Origin of the sequence: Caballeronia temeraria, assembly GCF_001544795.2 — a bacterium.
GTDB classification, from domain to species: domain Bacteria; phylum Pseudomonadota; class Gammaproteobacteria; order Burkholderiales; family Burkholderiaceae; genus Caballeronia; species Caballeronia temeraria.
This window is the reverse complement of record NZ_FCOI02000009.1, coordinates 132,746-152,157: the sequence shown is the minus strand read 5'-3', so window position 1 is coordinate 152,157 and position 19,412 is coordinate 132,746. Positions and strand designations below refer to the sequence as shown.

The 19,412-nt window shown below is 61.5% G+C and carries 22 protein-coding genes; 9 read left to right on the top strand and 13 right to left on the bottom strand.

Translation table 11 applies throughout. The features are described 5' to 3' along the window. The first annotated feature begins 138 nt into the window (after positions 1-138). The gene (gene mobB / locus AWB76_RS15655) at positions 139-681 is read left to right on the top strand and encodes a molybdopterin-guanine dinucleotide biosynthesis protein B (protein ID WP_061161034.1); all 543 of its coding nucleotides are present in this window, start codon (positions 139-141) and stop codon (positions 679-681) included. Here the strand turns inward: mobB and AWB76_RS15650 are convergent. Beyond that, on the bottom strand, positions 660-860 hold the full coding sequence (locus AWB76_RS15650; RefSeq protein ID WP_061161134.1) for a DUF2783 domain-containing protein: 201 nt from the start codon (positions 858-860) through the stop codon (positions 660-662). The genes mobB and AWB76_RS15650 overlap by 22 nt on opposite strands. Before the next feature lie 8 nt (positions 861-868). Beyond that, positions 869-2,548, bottom strand: a complete 1,680-nt coding sequence (locus AWB76_RS15645; RefSeq protein WP_061161033.1) for an FAD-dependent oxidoreductase — start codon at positions 2,546-2,548, stop codon at positions 869-871. Between the two features lie 219 nt (positions 2,549-2,767). Here AWB76_RS15645 and AWB76_RS15640 point away from each other — a divergent pair, with 219 nt between their 5' ends. Then, the gene (locus tag AWB76_RS15640) at positions 2,768-2,983 is read left to right on the top strand and encodes a YXWGXW repeat-containing protein (protein ID WP_061161032.1); all 216 of its coding nucleotides are present in this window, start codon (positions 2,768-2,770) and stop codon (positions 2,981-2,983) included. 14 nt (positions 2,984-2,997) lie between these two features. Here AWB76_RS15640 and AWB76_RS15635 read toward each other — a convergent pair whose 3' ends face one another. Both AWB76_RS15635 and AWB76_RS15630 read right to left on the bottom strand, forming a co-directional pair. Next, entirely contained in the window at positions 2,998-3,780 is a 783-nt protein-coding gene (locus AWB76_RS15635; RefSeq protein ID WP_061161031.1) for an IclR family transcriptional regulator, read from the bottom strand. Between the two features lie 61 nt (positions 3,781-3,841). Then, positions 3,842-4,351 (bottom strand): cupin domain-containing protein, encoded by a 510-nt coding sequence (locus tag AWB76_RS15630; RefSeq protein WP_061161030.1) that lies wholly within the window; start codon positions 4,349-4,351, stop codon positions 3,842-3,844. 89 nt (positions 4,352-4,440) lie between these two features. Between AWB76_RS15630 and AWB76_RS15625 the strand changes: the two genes are divergently transcribed. Beyond that, positions 4,441-5,172 (top strand): ABC transporter substrate-binding protein, encoded by a 732-nt coding sequence (locus AWB76_RS15625; protein WP_061161029.1) that lies wholly within the window; start codon positions 4,441-4,443, stop codon positions 5,170-5,172. Between the two features lie 18 nt (positions 5,173-5,190). Continuing rightward, positions 5,191-5,613 carry a GNAT family N-acetyltransferase gene (locus AWB76_RS15620; RefSeq protein WP_061161028.1) on the top strand — a complete coding sequence of 141 codons (423 nt, stop codon included), beginning with the start codon at positions 5,191-5,193 and terminating at the stop codon, positions 5,611-5,613. Between the two features lie 60 nt (positions 5,614-5,673). Here the strand turns inward: AWB76_RS15620 and AWB76_RS15615 are convergent, their stop codons facing one another. Then, on the bottom strand, positions 5,674-6,363 hold the full coding sequence (locus AWB76_RS15615; RefSeq protein ID WP_061161027.1) for a DJ-1/PfpI family protein: 690 nt from the start codon (positions 6,361-6,363) through the stop codon (positions 5,674-5,676). A gap of 59 nt (positions 6,364-6,422) precedes the next feature. On the opposite strand from AWB76_RS15615, the gene AWB76_RS15610 reads away from it, so the two are divergent. Together AWB76_RS15610 and AWB76_RS15605 are read left to right on the top strand one after the other, a co-directional pair. Then, the gene (locus tag AWB76_RS15610; protein ID WP_061161133.1) at positions 6,423-7,463 is read left to right on the top strand and encodes a GlxA family transcriptional regulator; all 1,041 of its coding nucleotides are present in this window, start codon (positions 6,423-6,425) and stop codon (positions 7,461-7,463) included. A 177-nt stretch (positions 7,464-7,640) separates the two neighbouring features. Continuing rightward, positions 7,641-10,556, top strand: coding sequence for a sensor domain-containing phosphodiesterase (locus AWB76_RS15605; RefSeq protein ID WP_061161026.1), 2,916 nt, complete (start codon positions 7,641-7,643; stop codon positions 10,554-10,556). Positions 10,557-10,570: 14 nt separating this feature from the next. On the opposite strand, the gene AWB76_RS15600 is transcribed toward AWB76_RS15605, so the two are convergent. Continuing rightward, a complete protein-coding gene (locus AWB76_RS15600) occupies positions 10,571-10,810 on the bottom strand; it encodes a hypothetical protein (RefSeq protein ID WP_061161025.1) in 240 nt (79 codons plus the stop codon). A 124-nt stretch (positions 10,811-10,934) separates the two neighbouring features. Between AWB76_RS15600 and AWB76_RS15595 the strand changes: the two genes are divergently transcribed. Both AWB76_RS15595 and pqqA read left to right on the top strand, forming a co-directional pair. Further along, positions 10,935-11,168 (top strand): DUF2795 domain-containing protein, encoded by a 234-nt coding sequence (locus AWB76_RS15595; RefSeq protein ID WP_061161024.1) that lies wholly within the window; start codon positions 10,935-10,937, stop codon positions 11,166-11,168. 264 nt (positions 11,169-11,432) lie between these two features. Continuing rightward, positions 11,433-11,507 carry a pyrroloquinoline quinone precursor peptide PqqA gene (pqqA, locus tag AWB76_RS42710; RefSeq protein WP_008353049.1) on the top strand — a complete coding sequence of 25 codons (75 nt, stop codon included), beginning with the start codon at positions 11,433-11,435 and terminating at the stop codon, positions 11,505-11,507. A gap of 64 nt (positions 11,508-11,571) precedes the next feature. Here pqqA and AWB76_RS39200 read toward each other — a convergent pair whose 3' ends face one another. From AWB76_RS39200 to AWB76_RS15580, 3 genes are all read right to left on the bottom strand, one after another. Further along, positions 11,572-11,805: a hypothetical protein gene (locus tag AWB76_RS39200; RefSeq protein ID WP_244173375.1), complete on the bottom strand. Its 234-nt coding sequence runs from the start codon at positions 11,803-11,805 to the stop codon at positions 11,572-11,574. A 125-nt stretch (positions 11,806-11,930) separates the two neighbouring features. Continuing rightward, positions 11,931-13,349 carry an aspartate aminotransferase family protein gene (locus AWB76_RS15585; RefSeq protein ID WP_061161022.1) on the bottom strand — a complete coding sequence of 473 codons (1,419 nt, stop codon included), beginning with the start codon at positions 13,347-13,349 and terminating at the stop codon, positions 11,931-11,933. A 48-nt stretch (positions 13,350-13,397) separates the two neighbouring features. Further along, a complete protein-coding gene (locus AWB76_RS15580; protein ID WP_061161021.1) occupies positions 13,398-14,876 on the bottom strand; it encodes an NAD-dependent succinate-semialdehyde dehydrogenase in 1,479 nt (492 codons plus the stop codon). On the opposite strand from AWB76_RS15580, the gene AWB76_RS40930 reads away from it, so the two are divergent. Beyond that, positions 14,875-15,099 (top strand): hypothetical protein, encoded by a 225-nt coding sequence (locus AWB76_RS40930; RefSeq protein ID WP_157696134.1) that lies wholly within the window; start codon positions 14,875-14,877, stop codon positions 15,097-15,099. The genes AWB76_RS15580 and AWB76_RS40930 overlap by 2 nt on opposite strands. 556 nt (positions 15,100-15,655) lie before the next feature. On the opposite strand, the gene AWB76_RS15575 is transcribed toward AWB76_RS40930, so the two are convergent. From AWB76_RS15575 to AWB76_RS15560, 4 genes are read right to left on the bottom strand one after another with little or no spacing between them, the layout of a single operon-like run. Beyond that, positions 15,656-16,138, bottom strand: coding sequence for an Lrp/AsnC family transcriptional regulator (locus tag AWB76_RS15575; protein WP_208606573.1), 483 nt, complete (start codon positions 16,136-16,138; stop codon positions 15,656-15,658). 1 nt (position 16,139) lies between these two features. Next, positions 16,140-17,162 carry a N(2)-acetyl-L-2,4-diaminobutanoate deacetylase DoeB gene (gene doeB / locus AWB76_RS15570; RefSeq protein ID WP_061161020.1) on the bottom strand — a complete coding sequence of 341 codons (1,023 nt, stop codon included), beginning with the start codon at positions 17,160-17,162 and terminating at the stop codon, positions 16,140-16,142. A 4-nt stretch (positions 17,163-17,166) separates the two neighbouring features. Next, the gene (doeA, locus tag AWB76_RS15565; protein WP_061161019.1) at positions 17,167-18,393 is read right to left on the bottom strand and encodes an ectoine hydrolase DoeA; all 1,227 of its coding nucleotides are present in this window, start codon (positions 18,391-18,393) and stop codon (positions 17,167-17,169) included. 11 nt (positions 18,394-18,404) lie between these two features. Next, complete coding sequence (locus AWB76_RS15560) at positions 18,405-19,409, bottom strand: cyclodeaminase (protein ID WP_061161018.1); 1,005 nt, start codon at positions 19,407-19,409, stop codon at positions 18,405-18,407. Between the last annotated feature and the right edge of the window lie 3 nt (positions 19,410-19,412).

The window sequence follows — 19,412 nt, the reverse complement described above, 5'->3', positions numbered from 1 at the left end:
GGGGTCGGAATCCTGCTCTCGTGCGAAAGCGTAACGTGCCGCAAAGGCAATGCCCGACGATAGCGCGATTTCTCCGCGCTCGCTATCGACCCGTTAAACTCGCTTGATCGAAACCAGAACAATCAGCCGACCATTCGCATGGACTCGCTTCATCCGCCGCTCGTCGGCATTTCGGGCCGCTCGGGACAGGGCAAGACCACTTTGATCGAAGCACTGTTGCCGTGGCTGCGCGCTCGCGGCATCACGGTCAATGTCATCAAGCACAGTCATCACTCGATCGAACTCGAGCCGCCGGGCAAGGACAGTGCGCGCTTTCGTCGCGCGGGCGCGGGGGAAGTGCTGATCGCATCGCCGTTCCGGTATGCGATCGTGCGTGAGCTGAATGGCGACGCGGAGCCGCCGCTTCGCGAACTGGCCGCGCGGCTGTCGCACGCGGACCTCGTGATCGTAGAAGGATTCGCGCGCGAAACGATGCCGCGCATCGAGGTCGTGCGGCCTTCCGCCGGCCGCGATCCGCTCTACAAAACGGATGTGGAGATCATTGCGATCGCCACCGATGACGCCGCCGCGATCGATTCGAACTTGCCGGTGCTCGATCTGAACGACATCGCGAGCATCGGTAAATTTATCTGCGAACGCATGGGCATCGTACTGAACGATCAGCTCGCGGCGAGGCCGTGACGCGCCATCGCCAGCGCTTCTTTCAACACGTCGTTATCACCGATGTGATTCGCGAGCAGCAACACGAGCTTCGCGTTGAGCATGTGGCTGGCTTCATCGGAAAGCCCGTTGTGCGTGTCGATCAAGCGCTCGTAGAACGCGTCGTGATCCGCGATATTCAGTTCGAGATTGAGCTTCATACGATTCATCATCCGTTGCAGGTTGCACGCTTGACCGCGGCCGTCACCGATGCCGCATCGAAGGCGCGCCAGCGCGCGCATACATGTTGATCCGGACGCAGCAGATAGAACGTGCCGGGCCGTGCATCGAAGCGATGCGCAACCATGCCTTCCACATCTTCCACCACCGTCACGCCCGGCACCGTGCACATCATGCCTCTCGGCACGACGATAAGCGCACGCACGGGAAGCGGCCCGTTCGCCAGGCCAGCAAGGCTTTTGGCGCAGACTTCGGGGCCGTGCCCCAGCCCGCAGAAATAGATGCCCGTGAATGCGCCGCCGTGCGTCTGCGGCAAGAGCCAGGCATCGCGGTCATCGACGCGCACGGGCGCATCCACGCACGGCGCGCCCGGAATCATCGCGCAAGCGAAGGCATCGCCTTCATTGTCGGGCGTGTTGAGCGTCGAATCGCGCAGTACCGCGGGCACCGAGAGCCGCCCGCTGTTCGCCATGCGCCGCGCGAAGGCGCAATCCTTCGCGAGATTGAGCGTCGCATCGCGAAAGAGCCTTGAAACAGGGCTCTTCGGCGTGATGAAGTCGGTGGCGCGCGTCGAGTTGAGGATGTTTTCATCGGCTGCATATTCACGCTCGGACGCGTAGGTGTCGAGCAGCGTATGCGGCGCATCGCCGTTCACGACGAGCTTCAGCTTCCACGCGAGGTTGTCCGCGTCCTGCACGCCGCTATTTGCGCCGCGCGCGCCGAACGGCGACACGCCATGCGCGGAATCGCCCGCGAAGATGATGCGCCCGTGCCTGAAATCATCCATGCGCAGACACGAGAACGTGTACACGCTCACCCATTCCAGTTCAAATTCGGCGTCATCGCCGAGCAGTGCCTTCACGCGCGGAATCACGCGCTCGGGTGCTTTCTCCGCGACCGGGTCCGCATCCCAGCCGAGCTGAAAATCGATGCGCCACACATTGTCCGGCTGACGATGCAACAGAACCGACTGGTTGCGATGGAACGGCGGATCGAACCAGAACCAGCGCTCGGTCGGAAACGGCGCCTTCATCTTCACATCGGCGATCAGGAAGCGATCCTTGAACGTGCGGCCGTGGCTGTCGAGACCGAGAAGCTTGCGCATCGCACTGCGGGAGCCATCGGCGGCGATCGCGTATTGCGCCTTCAGCGGATACACGCCATCGGGCGTTTCGATCTGCAACTCGACGTGATCCTCATGCTGCGTCACGCCGATGACATTGCTCTTCCAGCGCAATTGCAACTGCTCCAGTTGCATCGCGCGTTCGGCGAGAAAGCCTTCGACGTAGTACTGCTGCAGGTTGATGAACGCGGGCCGCGAATGACCTGTTTCCGGGAGAAGATTGAACGTGTAGACAAGCTCATCCTGCAAAAAAACCTTGCCGACATTCCAGCTCACGCCCTTCTCGATCATCCGGTCGCCGCAGCCGAGGCGATCGAAGATTTCGAGCGTGCGCTTGGCGAAGCAGATTGCGCGCGAGCCGCTCGATACGGTGTCGTCGTTGTCGAGCAGCACGGTGCGCACGCCCTGCTGCGCGAGATCGATGGCCGTGGCCAGCCCGACCGGACCTGCGCCGACGATGGCAACGGGATAAGGCGATGACGCGGGCGCATCGTGATCGGGCGCGCGCTCGTATTCGAAACGCAGACTGGCGTAGTTCACCGACATTCGATCGTCTCCATCGTGCGAATTGCTTCGCTCCTTGGTTAGCTATTCATCATTGTACAAGTCGTTTTACACTGTTGAATTTAGGTTTACCCGAATGCCACAGCCGGCACTTACATCCGCTTACAAGCTCGTGCGACGGTTTTCCGAAGGCGCGCGCGTTCAAGGGATACGGCGAGCAAACGCCGTGAATCCCATATGAACATTGGAGGATGAAAACGTATGAAAGCGAAGGCTTCACTGATGCTGGTCAGCGCGATGACCGCAGGCGTGCTGTTGTCGGGTTGCGTCGTCGAACCCGCGCATCCGCCGCAGCCCGCGCCCGTGGCGGAAGTCATGCCGCCGCCGCCCGCGACGGGGTATCGCTGGGTGAAGGGGCACTATCGATGGGAAGGCAACCACTGGCAGTGGGTGCCGGGACATTGGCGGCCGGTTTGACCGCGCGACGCCGATCAGGCCGCGACGAAGCCGAGCATCTTCGATACGCGTTGCGCGCAGGCGTGCAGCGCTGTCGCGATGTCGCCGTTCCATGCGCCATCGAAGGAGCCGCTCGGGCCAATCGCCGTGATCGCGAGCACGATATTGCGCGTGTGATCGAACACCGGCGCGCTCATTGCGCTGATGCCGGTCACCGGTTCGTCGACGGCCCGCGCGATGCCGTGCTCGCGCACTTCGGCGAGCATCGCGTTGATCTGCGCGCGCGTGAAATCATGACGTTGCGCGCCGACCTGCAACGCACCCGCGCGCTCGATCGCGATGAGCGCATCGACGGTCATTGGCGGCAGATACGCGGCGAATGCGCGGCCCGTGGCAGTTTGCAGCAGCGACATGACCGTGCCCGTGCGCATCGTCACATGAATAGGGACGCTCGCCTGCTGGATGTGAACGATGGTCGGTCCATAGCTGCCCGCGCTCGCGAGCGCGACCGTATGCTCGATGCGCGGCGTCATGTTCGCGACTTCCGCAATCGCGAGGCGCACCGGATCGACGCGTTGCAGACTGATCAAACCCATCTGCAACGCAAACGGACCGAGTTCATAGCGGCCAGTAGCAGGGTCCTGCTGAATCAGGCCGAGATTGCCGTACGACACGAGATACGGATGCGCCTTCGCCGACGGCATGCCCGCCTTCTTCGCGAGATCGCCGAGCAGCATCGGGCCGCCATGATCCACGAGCGCGCGCAAAAGCGCTCCACCTACTTCGATCGATTGAATCCCGCGGCGCACTGCGCTCATGCCTGACCTTGTGTTGTTGTCGACGATGCGCGCGATGATAACCGCACTCTCGTGCGAATCGTCATACTTTGGGGTTGAGGCGTTCGATCAGCTCGCGATGCTGCGCATAGCGCGCTTCCAGTGCGCCCGGCACGGCAAGTTCGAACTCGCTGAACTCGAAGCCCGGCGCAACCGTGCAGCCGACGAGCGCCGCGCCTTCGGCATCGTGACATTCGGCCGCGAACCAGTTTCCCCCTTCGACGACCGCCTGAAACACGGCATCCGCATGTTCGAGCGCATTGCCGAGCCGATGCGTGACGAGCGTGCCGTTCGCATCGAGCACATGCACGTCGAGCGGATCGCCTGCGTAGAAGTGCCAGTCTTCATCGGAGCGAATGCGATGCCATGACGAATGCGCGCCGTCGCATAGCAAGAAATAGATCGCGGTGGACGCCGAGCGCATTGCTTGTTCGCTTTCGCGCACGACCTTGCCGTTCGCGCGATACGTCTCGCAAAAGAAGCCGCCTTCCGGATGCGGTTCGAGCTTCAGACGCTGAATCAATTCCCTGCTGTCGATGCTTGCGCGTTGCATGTCGTTCCTTTGGCAGAGCGGTTGCGGTTCGCGTATTCTGCACCGGATTGCTCGTGTCGCCATGACCCTTCAACTCATCGACGAATGCCATGACTCTTTCCTCTTCCTTGCTCGACGCTTTCGCGCCCACCGGCACGCTGCGCGCCTCGATCAATCTCGGCAATCCCATCCTCGCGCATCGCACCGATAGCGGCGAACCCGGCGGCGTATCGGTGGATATCGCGCGCGAGCTCGCATCGCGGCTCGGCGTGCCGGTCGCATTCACATCGTTCGACAGAGCCGCCGAGTCCGTCGAAGCCGTCACGAACGAAAGCGCGGACATCGGCTTCTTCGCGATCGATCCGCTGCGCGGCGCGGGCATCGCGTTCACCGCGCCGTATGTGCTGATCGAAGGCTGTTATCTCGTGCGCGATGCATCGCCGCTCACGCGCAACGAGGATGTCGACAGCGCCGGCAATCGCATCATGGTCGGCAAGGGCAGCGCATACGATCTTTTTCTCACGCGCGAGATCAGGCATGCGCAGATCGTGCGAACGGAATCATCGCAGGCCGTGGTCGATGCCTTTCTGCGCGACAACCTCGAAGTCGCGGCGGGCGTGAAGCAGCAACTCGAAGCCGACGCGGCACGCACGCCCGGATTGCGCCTGCTCGACGGACGCTTCATGGTGATCCAGCAGGCTATGGGCTTGCCGAAAAAACGCGGCGACGATGCCGCGCTTTATCTCCGAGACTTCGTGGAGGATGTGAAGCGCTCGGGCTTCGTCGCGCAGGCACTCGCAAGGCACGGCATCAAGGGCGCATCGGTTGCGCCGGCAGCATAAAACGGCGCGCTCTTTGCGATGACCGCCGACGTCACCCTCGCCGTCACCGACTGGATCGACGCGAGCTTCGTGCACGACGTCGCGGGCGGACTTGCCGCATTCAACCGCGCGCAGCTCGGCCCGAGCCATCATCGCGACCTGGCGGTGTCGCTCTATCGCGATGACGATTTTCTCGGCGGGCTCGCGGGCTACACTGCGTGGGACTGGCTCTTCGTGAAATGGCTGTGGATACGCGAAGACGCGCGCGGCGCCGGACTCGGCACGCGCGCGCTCGAAGCCGCCGAAGTCGAGGCGAGAAAGCGCGGCTGCCGCGCTGCCTGGCTCGACACGATCAATCCCGCGGCGCGCGCGCTCTATGCGCGCTGCGGTTACGCGCTTTTCGGCGAACTCGCCGATTTTCATGCGGGCCAGCCGCGCTATTTCATGCAGAAGCGCTTCTAGTCATCTGGCGGCATTTTGCATTTCGCATGCATAGAACCATTCTGAATAATGCGTTTTGCATTACGCATGCGATTTCAAGCGCTCCGCGACGCGCGCCGTGATCGCGCCGCGTGCCGCCAGTGATGGCGCGCAACGTTCGCGAACGTCCGTTACGACCGACTCGGGCGCGTGTTGCGGATCGCCCGAATCGAACGGCGGCGCCGGCGCGTATTCCATCTGTAGTTGAATCGCCTGCGCCTCGTGCTCGCCGACGAGTTCCGCCGCCAGCGTCAGCGCGAAATCGATACCCGCCGTGATGCCGCCGCCCGTGAACAGATTGCCGTCGCGCACCACGCGTTCGCGGACCGGAATCGCGCCCAATTTCGCGAGCAATTCGTGATAAGCCCAGTGCGTCGTCGCGCGTTTGCCGCGCAAGAGTCCCGCCGCGCCCAGCACGAGCGAGCCGGTGCAAACCGACGTCACGTAGCGCGCGGCCGCCGCCTGTTCGCGCAAAAACGCGAGCGTTTCCTCGTCCTCCATCAGATCGCCCACGCCCGAGCCGCCCGGCACGCACAGCACGTCGAGCGCGGGGCAATCGGCGTAGGTCGCGTCGGGCGTCAGGAACATGCCGGCGCTCGATCTCACCGGCTCGCGCGACTTCCAGACGAGATGCACTTTGGTGTCAGCCATGTGCGCGAACACGTCGTAGGGGCCGGTCATATCGAGTTGCTGCACGCGCGGAAACAGCAACAGGCCGATGTGTAGCGTCATCGTCTTCTCCTTGATCGATGTTTTTTGCAGTGGACGAACCGATGCTACGCCGCTACGCTATGGCGAAATTGACACGTAACCCACGTTTTCCGCCAATATTCCGGGAGACCGCCATGCGCACCATCGACGTGCTCGCTTTCCCCGACGTCCAGTTGCTCGACGTCGCCGGTCCGTTGCAGGTATTTGCCTCCGCGAACGATCTGGCGGTCGCGGCGGGTCTGCCACGGCCATATCGTCCGCGCGTCGTCGCGCGCGGCGGCACGGTGAACGCGTCAGCGGGACTGGGGCTCGTCGGCGAATCGTTGCCCGATGCGAGCGAAGCATGCGACACGTTGATCGTCGCGGGCGGCTGGGGCGTGCATCAGGCGGTGCACGATCACGAACTGGTCGACTGGGTGCGTGCACGCTCGACGCACGCGCGGCGCACGGCGTCGGTCTGCACCGGCGCGTTTCTGCTCGCCGCCGCCGGCCTGCTGAACGAACGTCGCGCCGTGACGCACTGGACGCGTTGCGCGGAACTCGCCACGCGCTTCCCGGCGATTCAAGTCGAGCCCGATCCGATCTTCATCCGCGACGGCGACGTATGGACTTCCGCAGGCGTCACGGCGGGCATCGACCTGTCTCTCGCGCTCGTCGAGGACGATCTCGGGCGCACGCTCGCGCTCGATGTCGCGCGTCATCTCGTCGTGTTCCTCAAGCGTCCCGGCGGACAGGCGCAATTCAGCGCGGCGCTCTCGCTGCAAAAATCGGGGGAACGCTTCGGCGAGCTGCATGCGTGGATCGCGGAAAATCTCGCGACGGATCTGTCGGTCGGCGTGCTCGCCGCGCGCGTGGGCATGAGCGAACGCAGCTTCGTGCGCCATTACCGCGCGCAGACCGGCACCACGCCCGCGCGCTCGATCGAGCGCATGCGCCTCGAAGCCGCCCGCCGTCTGCTCGGCGATACGGCGCTTCCCGTGAAACGTGTCGCCGCGCGCTGCGGGTTCGGCACCGAGGAAACGATGCGGCGCGGTTTTTTGCGTTCACTCGGCGTGTCTCCGCAGGCCTATCGCGAGAGATTTACCGGACACGACAGCGACGCGGCTGCGAATCCGGCATGAATGCCCGCGTGCATGCCCGGCGTGTCGGCTTTTTTTGTTCTACGTACTCAAGCCTGTAAGCTCCCTGCCGTTACCCCTTTAAGAACGTTTGCTTGATACGCGCGCCCCGCGCGGCGTGCGAGCGCAGCCGCTGAACGAGACCCGCCCGACGTGGCGGACATATGGCCTGGAGCGCCGATGAGTGTGTTTCCTGCGTACGACGCGCAGCTTGCCCGCGCAACCGCGCTCGAACCTGCAAGCGTAGCGGCGACTGACGAGAAGATTTTCGCGAGCGTCGCGTCATCGATCGACGCCTTGCTGCGAGAGGCCGCCGCCGTAGGCTGCCCGCAGCAGTGGGCGTGGTATCGCGCGGGCGAACAGTTGCATCTGGAGCGCCGCGGTGATGCATCCGACTCGCAGGCATGGCCGCACAGCATCGCCGAGGAACGGCTCGCGGACATGTGCGCCGCGCGCGGCTGGCACTGCTGGCCGACCGGGCGCGGCGAGAGCGTGCTCGGCTGGCTGCTCGCGCCGGCCACGCATCGCGACGATGCGCATCTCGCCGAACTCGCGCGCACGCTCGGCGAGCGCGTACAGGCCGATGCCCTCGCACGCGCGCAGCTCACGCAACGCGTACTCTACGAAATCGCGTATCTCGCGAGCTCGGTGCCCGAACGCGCCGATTTTCTGCGCGGCGTGCATGAACGGCTCGGCACGCTCATCGACGCAGAGAACTTCTATCTCGCGCTCTACGACCGCAAGACCGGCAAGATCACCTATCCGTATTACGCCGATGTGATCGATACGGATGTGGTCGCAGCCGAGAACTACGACATCCTGAATCCGGCGCGGCTTTCGATGACCGGGCAAGTCCTCACGAGTGCGCAACCGCTTTTCATCACCGCTGCCGATATCCGCGCGGCCGAGCGCGCGGGCCGCTTCTATTGCATCGGCGATCGCCCGGAGTTCTGGATGGGCGCGCCGCTCAAGAACGCGAGCGACGAAGTGTTCGGCATGCTCGCGATGCAGGTGTACGACGTGTCGCGTATTTGCACCGCCGAGGATCGCGCGCTCTTTCTCGTCGTTGCGCGTCACGTCGCGATGGCGCTCGACCGTATCCTGCACCGCGCCGATCTCGAAGAGCAGGTCGCGCGACGCACCTCCGAGTTATCGAAGCTCAACGCGGCGCTGCGTCATGGCATCGCGGAGCGCGAGCGTTCGGAGCATTTGCAAGCTGCGCTCTACCAGATCGCAGAATTGTCGAGCCGGCCCGGCGACATGATGGAGTTCTTTCGCAGCCTGCACGGCATCGTCGGCGAATTGCTCTACGCGCGCAACTTCTATGTCGCGCTATTCGAAACGGAAACGGGCGAAGTGTCGTTTCCCTATTACGTCGATGAGATCGTGCAGGAACGCCCCGCGCCGCGCCGCAGACAACGCGGGCTCACCGAGTTTGTGATCCGTGAGCGGCGTCCGCGGCTCATCGATCATTCGGAAGCGTTGCGTCTCATCGAAGAAGGCGCGTTCGAGATCGAGCATAGCGAAGTGCGTCTGCGCTCGTGGCTCGGCATTCCGCTCTTCGATGGCGACGTCGTGCGTGGCGTGCTCGCCGTGCAGAGCTATTCGCCGCTCGTGCGCTATTCGCTGCGCGATCAGGAGTTGCTGACCTTCGTGTCGCGGCATATCGATACGGCGCTCTCGCGTCGTCGCGATGCCGAAGCGCTGCATGCCGCGAATCTCGAACTCGAAGCGCGTGTGCAGGCGCGCACGCGCGAACTCGACGACGTCAACGCGCGATTGCTCTATGAAAACTCGCACGATTCATTGACGGGCTTGCCGAATCGAAGCCATCTGATGCACAAACTGCGCGGCGCATGGCAGGACTATCAGACGCGCGGCGATCAACTCTCGGTGATGTTCATCGACCTCGATCGCTTCAAGGTCGTGAACGACAGCCTCGGCCATCATTTCGGCGACATGCTGCTCGTGCAGGCCGCTGCGCGTTTGCGCGATTGCCTGCGCTCGACGGATCTGCTCGCACGTTTGGGCGGCGACGAATTCGCCGTGCTATCGCCGAACGCCCATGTGCGCGATGCGGTATCGATCGCGAAGCGCATTCTCGCCGCGTTCGATCTGCCGTTTCATATCGAAGAGCATGTCGTGTTTTCGTCGTGCAGCATCGGCATCGTGAGTGCGGATAGCCAGTTTCACACCGAACCCACCGATCTGCTGCGCGATGCCGATACCGCGATGTATCGCGTGAAGAACGCGGGGCGCGACAGCTTCGTCGTGTTCAATCAGGAACTACGACGCCAGGTGTCGGACCAGGTGGAACGCGAAGGCGCCTTGCGCAACGCGATCAAGCGCAACGACGAATTGCTGCCCTACTTCCAGCCGATCGTCGATGTGAAAAGCGGCGAGATCGTCGCGCTTGAAGCATTGATCCGCTGGCATCAACCCGATGGTCATATCGTCGGGCCGGGCGAGTTTCTTCCTTCGGTGGAGGGATTGAGGCTCATCGGCAGGCTCGATCTTTACATGCTGGAGCGCGTCGCCGAGATTCTCTCCAATGCGCGTTTTGCGCACTGGCCCCCGGTGCATGTGAACTGTTCCAGCTACAGCATGACGCGCCCCGAATTCGCCGATGACGTGCTTGCGCTTTTGCGGCGCTATCGCGTCTCGCCTTCGCGTGTGTGCCTCGAACTGACCGAAGGCGCACTCGTCGCCGAGCCGGATCTCGCGCGGCGCACGATGCAGCGACTCGCGGACAACGGCATGTCCGTTGTCCTCGACGATTTCGGCGCGGGCTTTTCGTCGCTCAGTTACGTGCATCAGTATCAGTTCACGGGCCTCAAGATCGACAAGTCGTTCATTCTCGAACTGACCGAAAGCCCGCGCAGTCGAGCGATCGTGCGCGCAATCGTGCGTATGGCCGAATCACTCGATCTGACGCTCGTCGCGGAGGGCGTCGAAGATGCGGCGACGCTCGCCGTGCTGCGCGACATGGGCGCCGCGCAGGCCCAAGGCTACTTCTTCGACAAGCCGTTGCCGCTCGACGCACTCACACGCGCATCGCTCGCGCCGCGATCGACCACAGCAAGCGCAGCGCTATGAGTGCGCGTCGTGCATCAAGGCATGCCGCCCAATGAAGGCGAAATGATGCTGCCCGGTTCGCGCTTCGGCTCGCCGCTTTCATCGGCATGGGCAGCGCGCGTCGAAACAGGTGCGTGATTCTTCGCACACGTCTCTATCGAATCGCTGATGAGGCATTGCAGAAAGCCGTCGGCGATGCCCTTTGCGTCGAAGGTGTAGATGGTGTCGCCGACCTTGATTTCGGTGTCGGAGATGCGGTCTGCTTCAATAGCCATGGTGCGCTTTACCTCGCTCTTTTTGTTTGATCGTATCGATGAACAAGCATCAAGCGATCCCGATGACGGGTATGCGTGTTGCTGATTCGTAAGCCTTACCGTCGAAACGAGAAAGGAGGCCGAAATGGCACAGCATCCCGCGCATTCGCAGAATCACCGGCATCCGGACGAGCCGCGCACGGAAGAGATCGAGCGCGTGCTCAAGGGCGCGAACTATCCGATGGGCAAGGAAAAACTACTGACGCTTGCGAAAAGCAATGGCGCGGATGGCGAAGTCATGGCCGTCCTCAACAAGATGACCGATCGAAATTTCGATAGTGCTGATGCAGTGCTGCGCGAAGCAATGCGCGTTGAATGATACGTCGTGCACCAATTCCGCAATGCGGCAGTTGATCGCTGCGAGGGCAATCATCTGAGCAATACGGATTTGAAAGCCGCAGATAGCGCCCGCTATAAATAAATTAAATGAACGCCGGTGAGATTTCCAATCGCGTCACCGGCGTTTCGCGCTAGGATTAAAAGTGCGTCGATTTGGGGTGCGCGGCTTTGCACGGCGCCTGCAACAGATGAACCGCGCAATGGCTTGGCATCCGTCTGGCCAATCAATGCACAAGGAGGCTCTATGAAGTGGGAAACCCCGAGTTTCACCGATATGCGCTTCGGCTTTGAAATTACGATGTATATCGCGACGCGCTAATCGGAAATGACAAAACGGCCACATTGGTGGCCGTTTTGTTTTATAGGTACATCGAATCGATGTGTCAGTTCTTGCGTATCGGCTCCGTATGTTTGTTCTCAGGGTCAGGCCGATCCGCGTTCTGTGCGTCCAGACCACCCTTTCCGGCTATCTCGGGCTCGTTGCCCGATCCATAGGGAACTTCCGCCGTCTGATGCGGATGTCGATCGAGCCGACGGTTCTCTGGTTCAATTTCCGCCGCATTCGGATTAGGCGCGGAATGCGGTTGCTGATGACGTTTCTCTTCGCTCTCGCTCATCGTGACTCTCCTTTCGATGGGGCATCGCAATAGATTGAGCAACGCGCGTTCCACTCGCGTGCAAAAGAAGAAAGGCCCGCGATGCTTCGCGGGCCTCTGCCACCACTACTGCTACTGCGAGAAATTCAGATCGCTTGCGTAGCGAGTGCCGAACCGATCACTTCGTTCGCCACCGCATCGACGGCCTGCTTCACGATACCGACGATTTCATCCGCTTCTTCACGCGTCGTGGTGAGCGGCGGTGCGAAGCCGAGGATATCGCCATGCGGCATTGCACGCGCAATAACACCGCGCTCGAGCGCGGCCGCCGATACCTTCGGGCCAACCTTCAGCGCCGCATCGAACGGCTTTCGCGCGTCCTTGTCGGCCATGAATTCGAGTGCCGCGAGCATGCCCGCGCCGCGCACTTCGCCGACGAGCGGATGTCCATCGAACGCCGTGTGCAATTGCTGCTGCAAATACGCGCCGACATCGGCGGCATTTTGCGTAAGGTTTTCGCGTTCGAGAATGTCGAGATTCGCGATCGCTGCGGCCGCGCAGATCGGATGCCCCGAATACGTCCAGCCGTGACCCATCGGGCCATATTCCTGCGAGCCCTTTTCGATCACGTCCCACACCTTTTCGCCGACGATCACGCCCGACAGCGGCGCATACGCGCTCGTCAGACCCTTTGCAACCGTGATGAGGTCGGGCTTGATGCCGAAATGCTGCGCGCCCATCTTCGAGCCGAGACGGCCAAAGCCGCAGACGACTTCATCGGAAATCAGAAGAATGTCGTGCTTCTTGAGCACAGTCTGGATAGCTTCCCAATAGCCTTGCGGCGGCGCAATGATGCCGCCCGTCCCCATCACCGGTTCTGCGATGAATGCGGCGATCGTATCGGCGCCTTCCTTAGCAATGAGCTTTTCCAGTTCTTCCACGCAATAGGCGGTGAACTGCGTTTCGCTCATGCCGGCGGGCGCTTTGCGATACCAGTGCGGACACACCGTGTGCTTCACGCGATCGATCGGCAGATCGAAGTTCTGATGGAAGCTCGGCAGACCAGTGAGGCTGCCCGTCACGATGCCCGATCCGTGATAACCCCGCTCACGCGAAATGATCTTCTTCTTGTTCGGACGACCGAGCACATTGTTGTAATACCAGACGATCTTGATTTGCGTTTCGTTCGCATCCGATCCCGACATGCCGTAGTACACCTTCTTCATGCCTTCAGGCGACCAGTCGATGATGCGCGATGACAATTCGATGATCGTATCCGTCGAGTGACCGACATACGTGTGGTAGTACGCGAGCTTCTTCGCCTGCTCGTAGATCGCCTCGGCCACTTCGGTGCGGCCATAGCCGATGTTCACGCAATAGAGACCCGCGAATGCATCGATATAACTTTTGCCTTGATGATCCTGAATACGGATGCCCTTCGCGCCCGTGACGATCTTTCCGGGCAGCGCGCCTTTCGCGTGATCGTGCGCATGCGTGGACGGATGCATGAAGTGCGCGCGGTCTTCGGCGAACAGTTGCTCGAGCGATTGAATCTGCTGGGTCATATGCTTCTCCTTGATATTCGGTAATGCGTGTCTTTAAAGAGGCTTCTTTCAGGCCGCGCTCGTGAGCGGCAGGCCGAGATTGCCGAGGCAGAAGTATTTCGTTTCGACGAAGGGCTCGAAGCCTTCCGCACCGCCTTCGCGCCCGAGCCCCGATGACTTCATGCCGCCGAACGGAATCGGTGCACCGGTGAATTTCACGCCGTTGACCGACACCATCGCGAAGTCGAGTCGACGCACGAGCTGGAAGATCGTGTCGATGCGGTTCGCGCAGACATACGCGGCGAGGCCGTATTCGGTGTCGTTGGCGCGCGTGACGGCTTCATCGAGCGTATCGAACGGGGAAATCGCGGAGATGGGCGCGAAGTTCTCTTCGTCGTAGATGCGCATGCCTGGTTTGGCATCGGCGATGACGGTCGGTTCATAAAACCACCCGCCGAGCGCATGCGCCTTGCCGCCAACGGTGACGCGTGCGCCCTGCGCTTTCGCATCCTCGACCCGCGCGACGGTTGCATCGAATGCGGCCTGATGCATGAGCGGACCGATATCGACGTTTGCTTCGAATGCCGTCCCTACTTTCAGCGCTTTGACCGCTTCGGTGTAGCGCTCGACGAACTGCTCGTAAAGCGGACGCGCAACGAGAATGCGGTTTGCAGCGCAGCAATCCTGACCCGAGGTTTGAAACTTCGCGCCTACTGCGACGCGCACGGCCTGTTCCAGGTCTGCATCTTCCGTGACGATGAAAGGTGCATTGCCGCCGAGTTCCAGCGCGAGCTTCTTGATGCCCGCTTGCGCTGCAGTCTTTGCAACGAGACCGCCGACGCGCGTCGAACCGGTGAAGCTGACGGCGCGCACGCGCGTATCGCTGACGAGCGTTTCCATCGCCATTTGCGGCTCGCCGATGACTACGTTGAAGACGCCCGGCGGGAAGCCTGCTTCTTCCGCGAGCTGTGCGAGCGCGATCGCGGAGAACGGCGTTTCATGCGCGGGCTTGACGACGACGGTGCAGCCTGCGGCGATTGCGGCGGCGGCCTTGCGCGTGATCATCGCGACCGGGAAATTCCACGGCGTAATCAGTGCGGCGACGCCGACCGGCTCCATCACGGTGCCGAGATGCGCGCCATCGATATGCGTGGGAATGGTGCGGCCCGTGAGACGTTTCGCTTCGTTCGCGAACCATTCGATGAAACTCGCCGCGTAGGCGATCTCGCCTTTGGATTCGGCGAGCGGCTTGCCTTGTTCGAGCGACAGAATGCCGGCGAGGTCCGACTGATGACGCATGATGAGTTCATGCCAGCGCAGGAGCAGCGCACTGCGCTTCTGTTGCGGCATCCAGCGCCATGACTGGAACGCGCGATCGGCTGCATCGACGGAGGCGATGATTTGCTGTTTGTCGAGCATCGGCACGTGACCGATGATTTTTTGATCGGCGGGGTTGGTGACTGCAATGGATGCGGCGCTATCGCTGTGAACCCAGCGGCCGTCGATATAACAAAGCGATTTGAATAGAACAGGATGGCCCAGCAGCATGTTTGTCTCCTTGCCCAAGCTTGCGTTTGATGTGTCTACTTTAAAGGGCTTGCTCGGTGGGAACTTTTTGTTGTCGTTGGATGTGGGTGGTGTTTTTTCTGTTTCTTGTCCGAGGGGGATGGGGTTTTTCGGGCTTCTGTGGAATCCTGTTTTCTTGTCGGTCTATTGGCACTGCCCCTATGCGGGGCGGCAGTCACTTTCTTTGCTGCTGCAAAGAAAGTAACCAAAGAAAGCAGCTCGATACGCCCGCGGTCACACGTAGTTTGAGTAGTTCTCTCGTCCTCGGTGGCACTCGCCTAAAGAGTGCCCTCATCACAATTACCCGGCTTGGATCGCGCACAGTCTGACTAGCTAGTCGTTTTAGGGCGCTGGTTCAGCACGAAAGAGTTCCGGCACAGCGCTTCGCGCTGCCGCCCGGTATGCAAGGGAAACCAGTCGAAGGCACCGGCAAAAAGATGGCGGCGTCAGCAAAGAAGCACGCGCGGACCCGATTGACCGGTCGGCCGCGCAGCGGGCCGGAGCCATTTGGTGCTGAACCAATTTGTTATGTGGTGCGGAGCGACAGACCGTGCGCGAGCCAAGCCCGATTGGGCCTATGAGGGCACTCTTTAGGCGAGTGCCACCGAGGACGAGAGTACTACCCAAACTACGTGTGACCGCGGGCCTAAAAAGCTGCTTTCTTTGGTTACTTTCTTTGCAGCAGCAAAGAAAGTGACTGCCGCCCCGCACAGGGGCAGTGCTTATAAACCAACACGAATACGGGATCCGGCGAAAAAAAATCAAACCGATTCATCAACCCAATCCACCGGCCCCTCATTAGCATTCTTAACGATCTTAGTAACGATATAAGTAAAGTACCGCTCGATCCCAAGCTCCTCGACAAGAAGAGAATCGATAAACCGCTGATAGTGATCGATATCCCGCGCCACGACGTGCAGCACATAATCCACGCCACCTCCGGTGGCATAACACTGCACGATCTCAGAAGCCGCCGCCACGCGCTCTTCGAAGCGTCGCATATCCTGCGCAGTATGACGCGAAAGCGTCACCTCAACGACGATACGGCTGCCCTTGAAAGCAGCCGTCCAGTCGATATCGGCGCGATAACCCTTGATGAGTCCGCTGTCTTCGAGCTTCTTCACACGCTCCCACGCAGGCGAGATCGACAAATTGACCTCCTCCGCCAGGCGCGATTTCGTAATTCGGCCATCACGCGCAAGAATACGCAGAATGGCCAGATCGTAGCGATCGAGCTTGATCAACTTACACGCTCACAGCAATGTTGCGTTCGACGATATCCGCAACCACAGCCACGGTGTCGCCCGTTTGCACGAGGCCCGGAAAATGCCGCGCCGCGAGCAATCCATCGCGCTTCGCACGATATTCCACCGGCGCCGCGCCCGTGCGCGTAACGTCATAGACGCGCGCAAGCACATCGCCGGCTCTCACCCTATCTCCGAGATCACGGCACATTTCGAGCAAGCCCGTATGCTCGCTCGTCGTGTAGCACGAGCTGTCCGGCATATCGAGCAGCGTCGTCGTGCGCGCTTCGCCGCGAACCACCTCTTTCTCGATGATGCCCGCATACGCGAGAAACCCATACACGCCGCGCTCCGCCACCGCGACGCTCTTCGCCGTCGAGGAACCGCCACCGCCCAGTTCCGTCGATACGAACACCTTGCCCGCTTCCTCGGCCGCGCTGTCATAAAGACCAACGCTGTCGAGTTCGAGCATGCGCATCGAATACGGCGCGCCGAACGCACGCATCGCGGCTTCGCAACGCGATTGCTGCGTCGCATCGTTCAGCACGTGTATCGCGGCAAACGGCAGAAAGTCCAGCGTGCGGCCGCCCGCGTGGATATCGAGCACGTAATCGGCGAGCGGCAATAGATGACGCTGAAAGTAATCCGCGATCTTCTCGGTCACCGTGCCATCGGGCTTGCCGGGAAAGCTGCGGTTCAGATTGCCCGCGTCGATCGGCGAGGTGCGCGACCCCGCCCGGAACGCCGGATAGTTCATGAATGGGACGATGATTACACGACCATTTACATCGCCTGCCTTCAACGTCGATGCGAGCTTCGCCAGCGCGATCGGCCCTTCGTATTCGTCGCCATGATTGCCGCCCGTGAGCAGCGCGGTCGGTCCATCGCCGCGCTTGATCACCGTGACCGGAATCATCACCGCGCCCCACGCGGAATCGTTGCGCGAATACGGCAGCTTCAGAAAGCCGTGCTGTTCGCCCTCTGCATCGAAATCGACGGTCGGGCTGATCGGTGACGCGCGCATCGTACTACTCCTTCACGAACAGTTTGCGAGGCGTATTGCAGAAGGTCTCGACGCCAGTGTCCGTAATCAGGATGCTCTCCGTGATTTCGAGGCCCCAGTCGTCGAGCCACAGCCCCGGCATGAAGTGAAACGTCATGCCGGGTTCGAGGACGGTCTTGTCCCCGGGGCGCAGACTCATCGTGCGCTCGCCCCAGTCCGGCGGATAACTTGCGCCGATCGGATAACCGCAACGGCTATCTTTCTCGATGCCGAACTTGCGCAACACAGCAAAGAAAGCATTGGCGATATCCTCGGTCTTGTTGCCCGGCTTCGCCATCGCAAGACCCGCTTCAATACCTTCGACAACCGCCTTTTCACCTTCGATGAAATGCTGCGGCGGCTTGCCCAGATACACCGTTCGCGAGAGCGGACAGTGATAGCGCTTGAAGCATCCCGCGATTTCGAAGAACGTGCCCGCGTTCGATGTGAACGTCGAGTCGTCCCACGTGAGATGCGGCGCGGCGGCATCGGAGCCGGTCGGCAGCAGCGGCACGATCGCGGGATAATCGCCGCCATAACCTTCGACGCCCGTAATACCCGCCTCGTAAATCTGCGCGACGAGATCGCTCTTCTTCATGCCCGGCTCGACCTTGTCGAGAATGCGCGCATGCATCTTCTCGACGATACGCGCCGCCACACGCATATAGTCGATCTCGCGCGGCGACTTCACCGCGCGCTGCCAGTTGACGAGCGCGGTTGCATCGACGAACTTCGCGTTCGGCAGATGCTGCGTCAACGACGCATACGCCTTCGCGCTGAAGTAGTAGTTGTCCATCTCCACGCCGATGCGCTTTTTATCCCAGCCACGCGCGGCGATCACTTCGGTGGACAGGTAATCCATCGGATGGCGCACCTGCGACTGCACATAATGATCCGGATAGCCGACGATATCCTCGTGCGACATGAACACCGTGCGCTTCGCACCGTTCGCATCCTGCCCGCGTCCGTACCAGACCGGATCGCCGTCCATCGCGAGCAGCACGCATTGATGCACGTAGAACGACCAGCCGTCGTAGCCGGTGAGCCACGCCATGTTGGTCGGGTCGGTCACGATCATCAGATCGATGCCCGCCTTCTCCATCGCGCGCCGCGTCTTCGCGATACGCGCATCGTATTCGCTGCGTTCGAACGGCAGACGCACCACAGGCGCCCCTCGTTCATCCGGCTGCTTCTGTTGCATGATTTCGGACATCGTCCCCTCTATCAAGCGGTCACGTCGTTATGGAAAATGGTTCCTGCCTCTGCCGCGCGCGCACGCTGAATCGCAAGCGTTGCAATCGCGGTGTCCTGTGCGCCGGTGCCGGTCAGATCGCACACGGTGATCTCGTCGTCGCTCGCGCGGCCCGGCGCCTTTTGCGCAATGACGTCGCCGAGTTCGGCAAACGATGCATCAGCATCCGTCACGCCTGCCTTGATCGCGTGATGCAACTCACCTAGCACGCGCACTTGCTGCAAGCGGTCGCATACATAGCGCGCGTGGGCGAACACGTCCGGTGCGATCTCGTTCTTGTGCTCCGCATCCGATCCCATCGCGGTGATATGCAAGCCGGGATGCAGGTCGCGCGCATGAATCAAGGGCTCGCGGCTCGGCGTCGTCGTGATGGCGATGTCGGCATGCTTGAGCGCCTGATTCACGCTGTCGGCGACATCGCATGGCAGGTCTTCGCAATCACGCGCGAACTGTTGCGCGCTTTTCCCATCGCGCGCCCATACGGTGACATGTTCGATGTCGCGCACAAGACGCAACGCCTTCAACTGCAAACGCGCCTGTTCGCCCGCGCCGATGATCGCAACGCGCTTCGCCTCCTTGCGCGCGAGCCAGCGCGATGCAACCGCGCCCGCCGCAGCGGTGCGCACGGCGGTGAGATAACCGTTGTCGAGCAACACGGCTTCCGTCAGACCCGTGCGGGCGGACAGCACGAGCATCAGGCCGTTCAGACTCGGTAGCCCGAGCGATGAATTGTTGAAGAAGCCCGGGCTCACCTTGATCGCGAAACTCGAAAAGCGCGGTAGATAAGCGGCTTTCACGTCGACTTCGCCGGCGTGCTCGGGAATGTCGAGACGCAGGATCGGCGGCATCGCGACGGCTTCGGTCGCGAGCGACTTGAACGCCGCTTCGACTTGTTCGATCGCGTCGAGGTCGAGCGGCACGAGCTTGCGCAATTGCGCCTGCCCGAGCAGCACGGTGGAGGTATCGATGTTGGACATGAG

Excerpts from the sequence above, each read along its gene's own strand:
- mobB (WP_061161034.1), top strand. The coding sequence starts at position 139 with ATGGACTCGCTTCATCCGCCGCTCGTCGGCATTTCGGGCCGCTCGGGA.
- AWB76_RS15650 (WP_061161134.1), bottom strand. The coding sequence starts at position 860 with ATGAAGCTCAATCTCGAACTGAATATCGCGGATCACGACGCGTTCTAC.
- AWB76_RS15645 (WP_061161033.1), bottom strand. The coding sequence starts at position 2,548 with ATGTCGGTGAACTACGCCAGTCTGCGTTTCGAATACGAGCGCGCGCCC.
- AWB76_RS15640 (WP_061161032.1), top strand. The coding sequence starts at position 2,768 with ATGAAAGCGAAGGCTTCACTGATGCTGGTCAGCGCGATGACCGCAGGC.
- AWB76_RS15635 (WP_061161031.1), bottom strand. The coding sequence starts at position 3,780 with ATGAGCGCAGTGCGCCGCGGGATTCAATCGATCGAAGTAGGTGGAGCG.
- AWB76_RS15630 (WP_061161030.1), bottom strand. The coding sequence starts at position 4,351 with ATGCAACGCGCAAGCATCGACAGCAGGGAATTGATTCAGCGTCTGAAG.
- AWB76_RS15625 (WP_061161029.1), top strand. The coding sequence starts at position 4,441 with ATGACTCTTTCCTCTTCCTTGCTCGACGCTTTCGCGCCCACCGGCACG.
- AWB76_RS15620 (WP_061161028.1), top strand. The coding sequence starts at position 5,191 with ATGACCGCCGACGTCACCCTCGCCGTCACCGACTGGATCGACGCGAGC.
- AWB76_RS15615 (WP_061161027.1), bottom strand. The coding sequence starts at position 6,363 with ATGACGCTACACATCGGCCTGTTGCTGTTTCCGCGCGTGCAGCAACTC.
- AWB76_RS15610 (WP_061161133.1), top strand. The coding sequence starts at position 6,423 with ATGGCGAAATTGACACGTAACCCACGTTTTCCGCCAATATTCCGGGAG.
- AWB76_RS15605 (WP_061161026.1), top strand. The coding sequence starts at position 7,641 with ATGAGTGTGTTTCCTGCGTACGACGCGCAGCTTGCCCGCGCAACCGCG.
- AWB76_RS15600 (WP_061161025.1), bottom strand. The coding sequence starts at position 10,810 with ATGGCTATTGAAGCAGACCGCATCTCCGACACCGAAATCAAGGTCGGC.
- AWB76_RS15595 (WP_061161024.1), top strand. The coding sequence starts at position 10,935 with ATGGCACAGCATCCCGCGCATTCGCAGAATCACCGGCATCCGGACGAG.
- AWB76_RS39200 (WP_244173375.1), bottom strand. The coding sequence starts at position 11,805 with ATGAGCGAGAGCGAAGAGAAACGTCATCAGCAACCGCATTCCGCGCCT.
- AWB76_RS15585 (WP_061161022.1), bottom strand. The coding sequence starts at position 13,349 with ATGACCCAGCAGATTCAATCGCTCGAGCAACTGTTCGCCGAAGACCGC.
- AWB76_RS40930 (WP_157696134.1), top strand. The coding sequence starts at position 14,875 with ATGTTTGTCTCCTTGCCCAAGCTTGCGTTTGATGTGTCTACTTTAAAG.
- AWB76_RS15580 (WP_061161021.1), bottom strand. The coding sequence starts at position 14,876 with ATGCTGCTGGGCCATCCTGTTCTATTCAAATCGCTTTGTTATATCGAC.
- doeB (WP_061161020.1), bottom strand. The coding sequence starts at position 17,162 with ATGCGCGCGTCACCGATCAGCCCGACCGTCGATTTCGATGCAGAGGGC.
- doeA (WP_061161019.1), bottom strand. The coding sequence starts at position 18,393 with ATGTCCGAAATCATGCAACAGAAGCAGCCGGATGAACGAGGGGCGCCT.
- AWB76_RS15560 (WP_061161018.1), bottom strand. The coding sequence starts at position 19,409 with ATGTCCAACATCGATACCTCCACCGTGCTGCTCGGGCAGGCGCAATTG.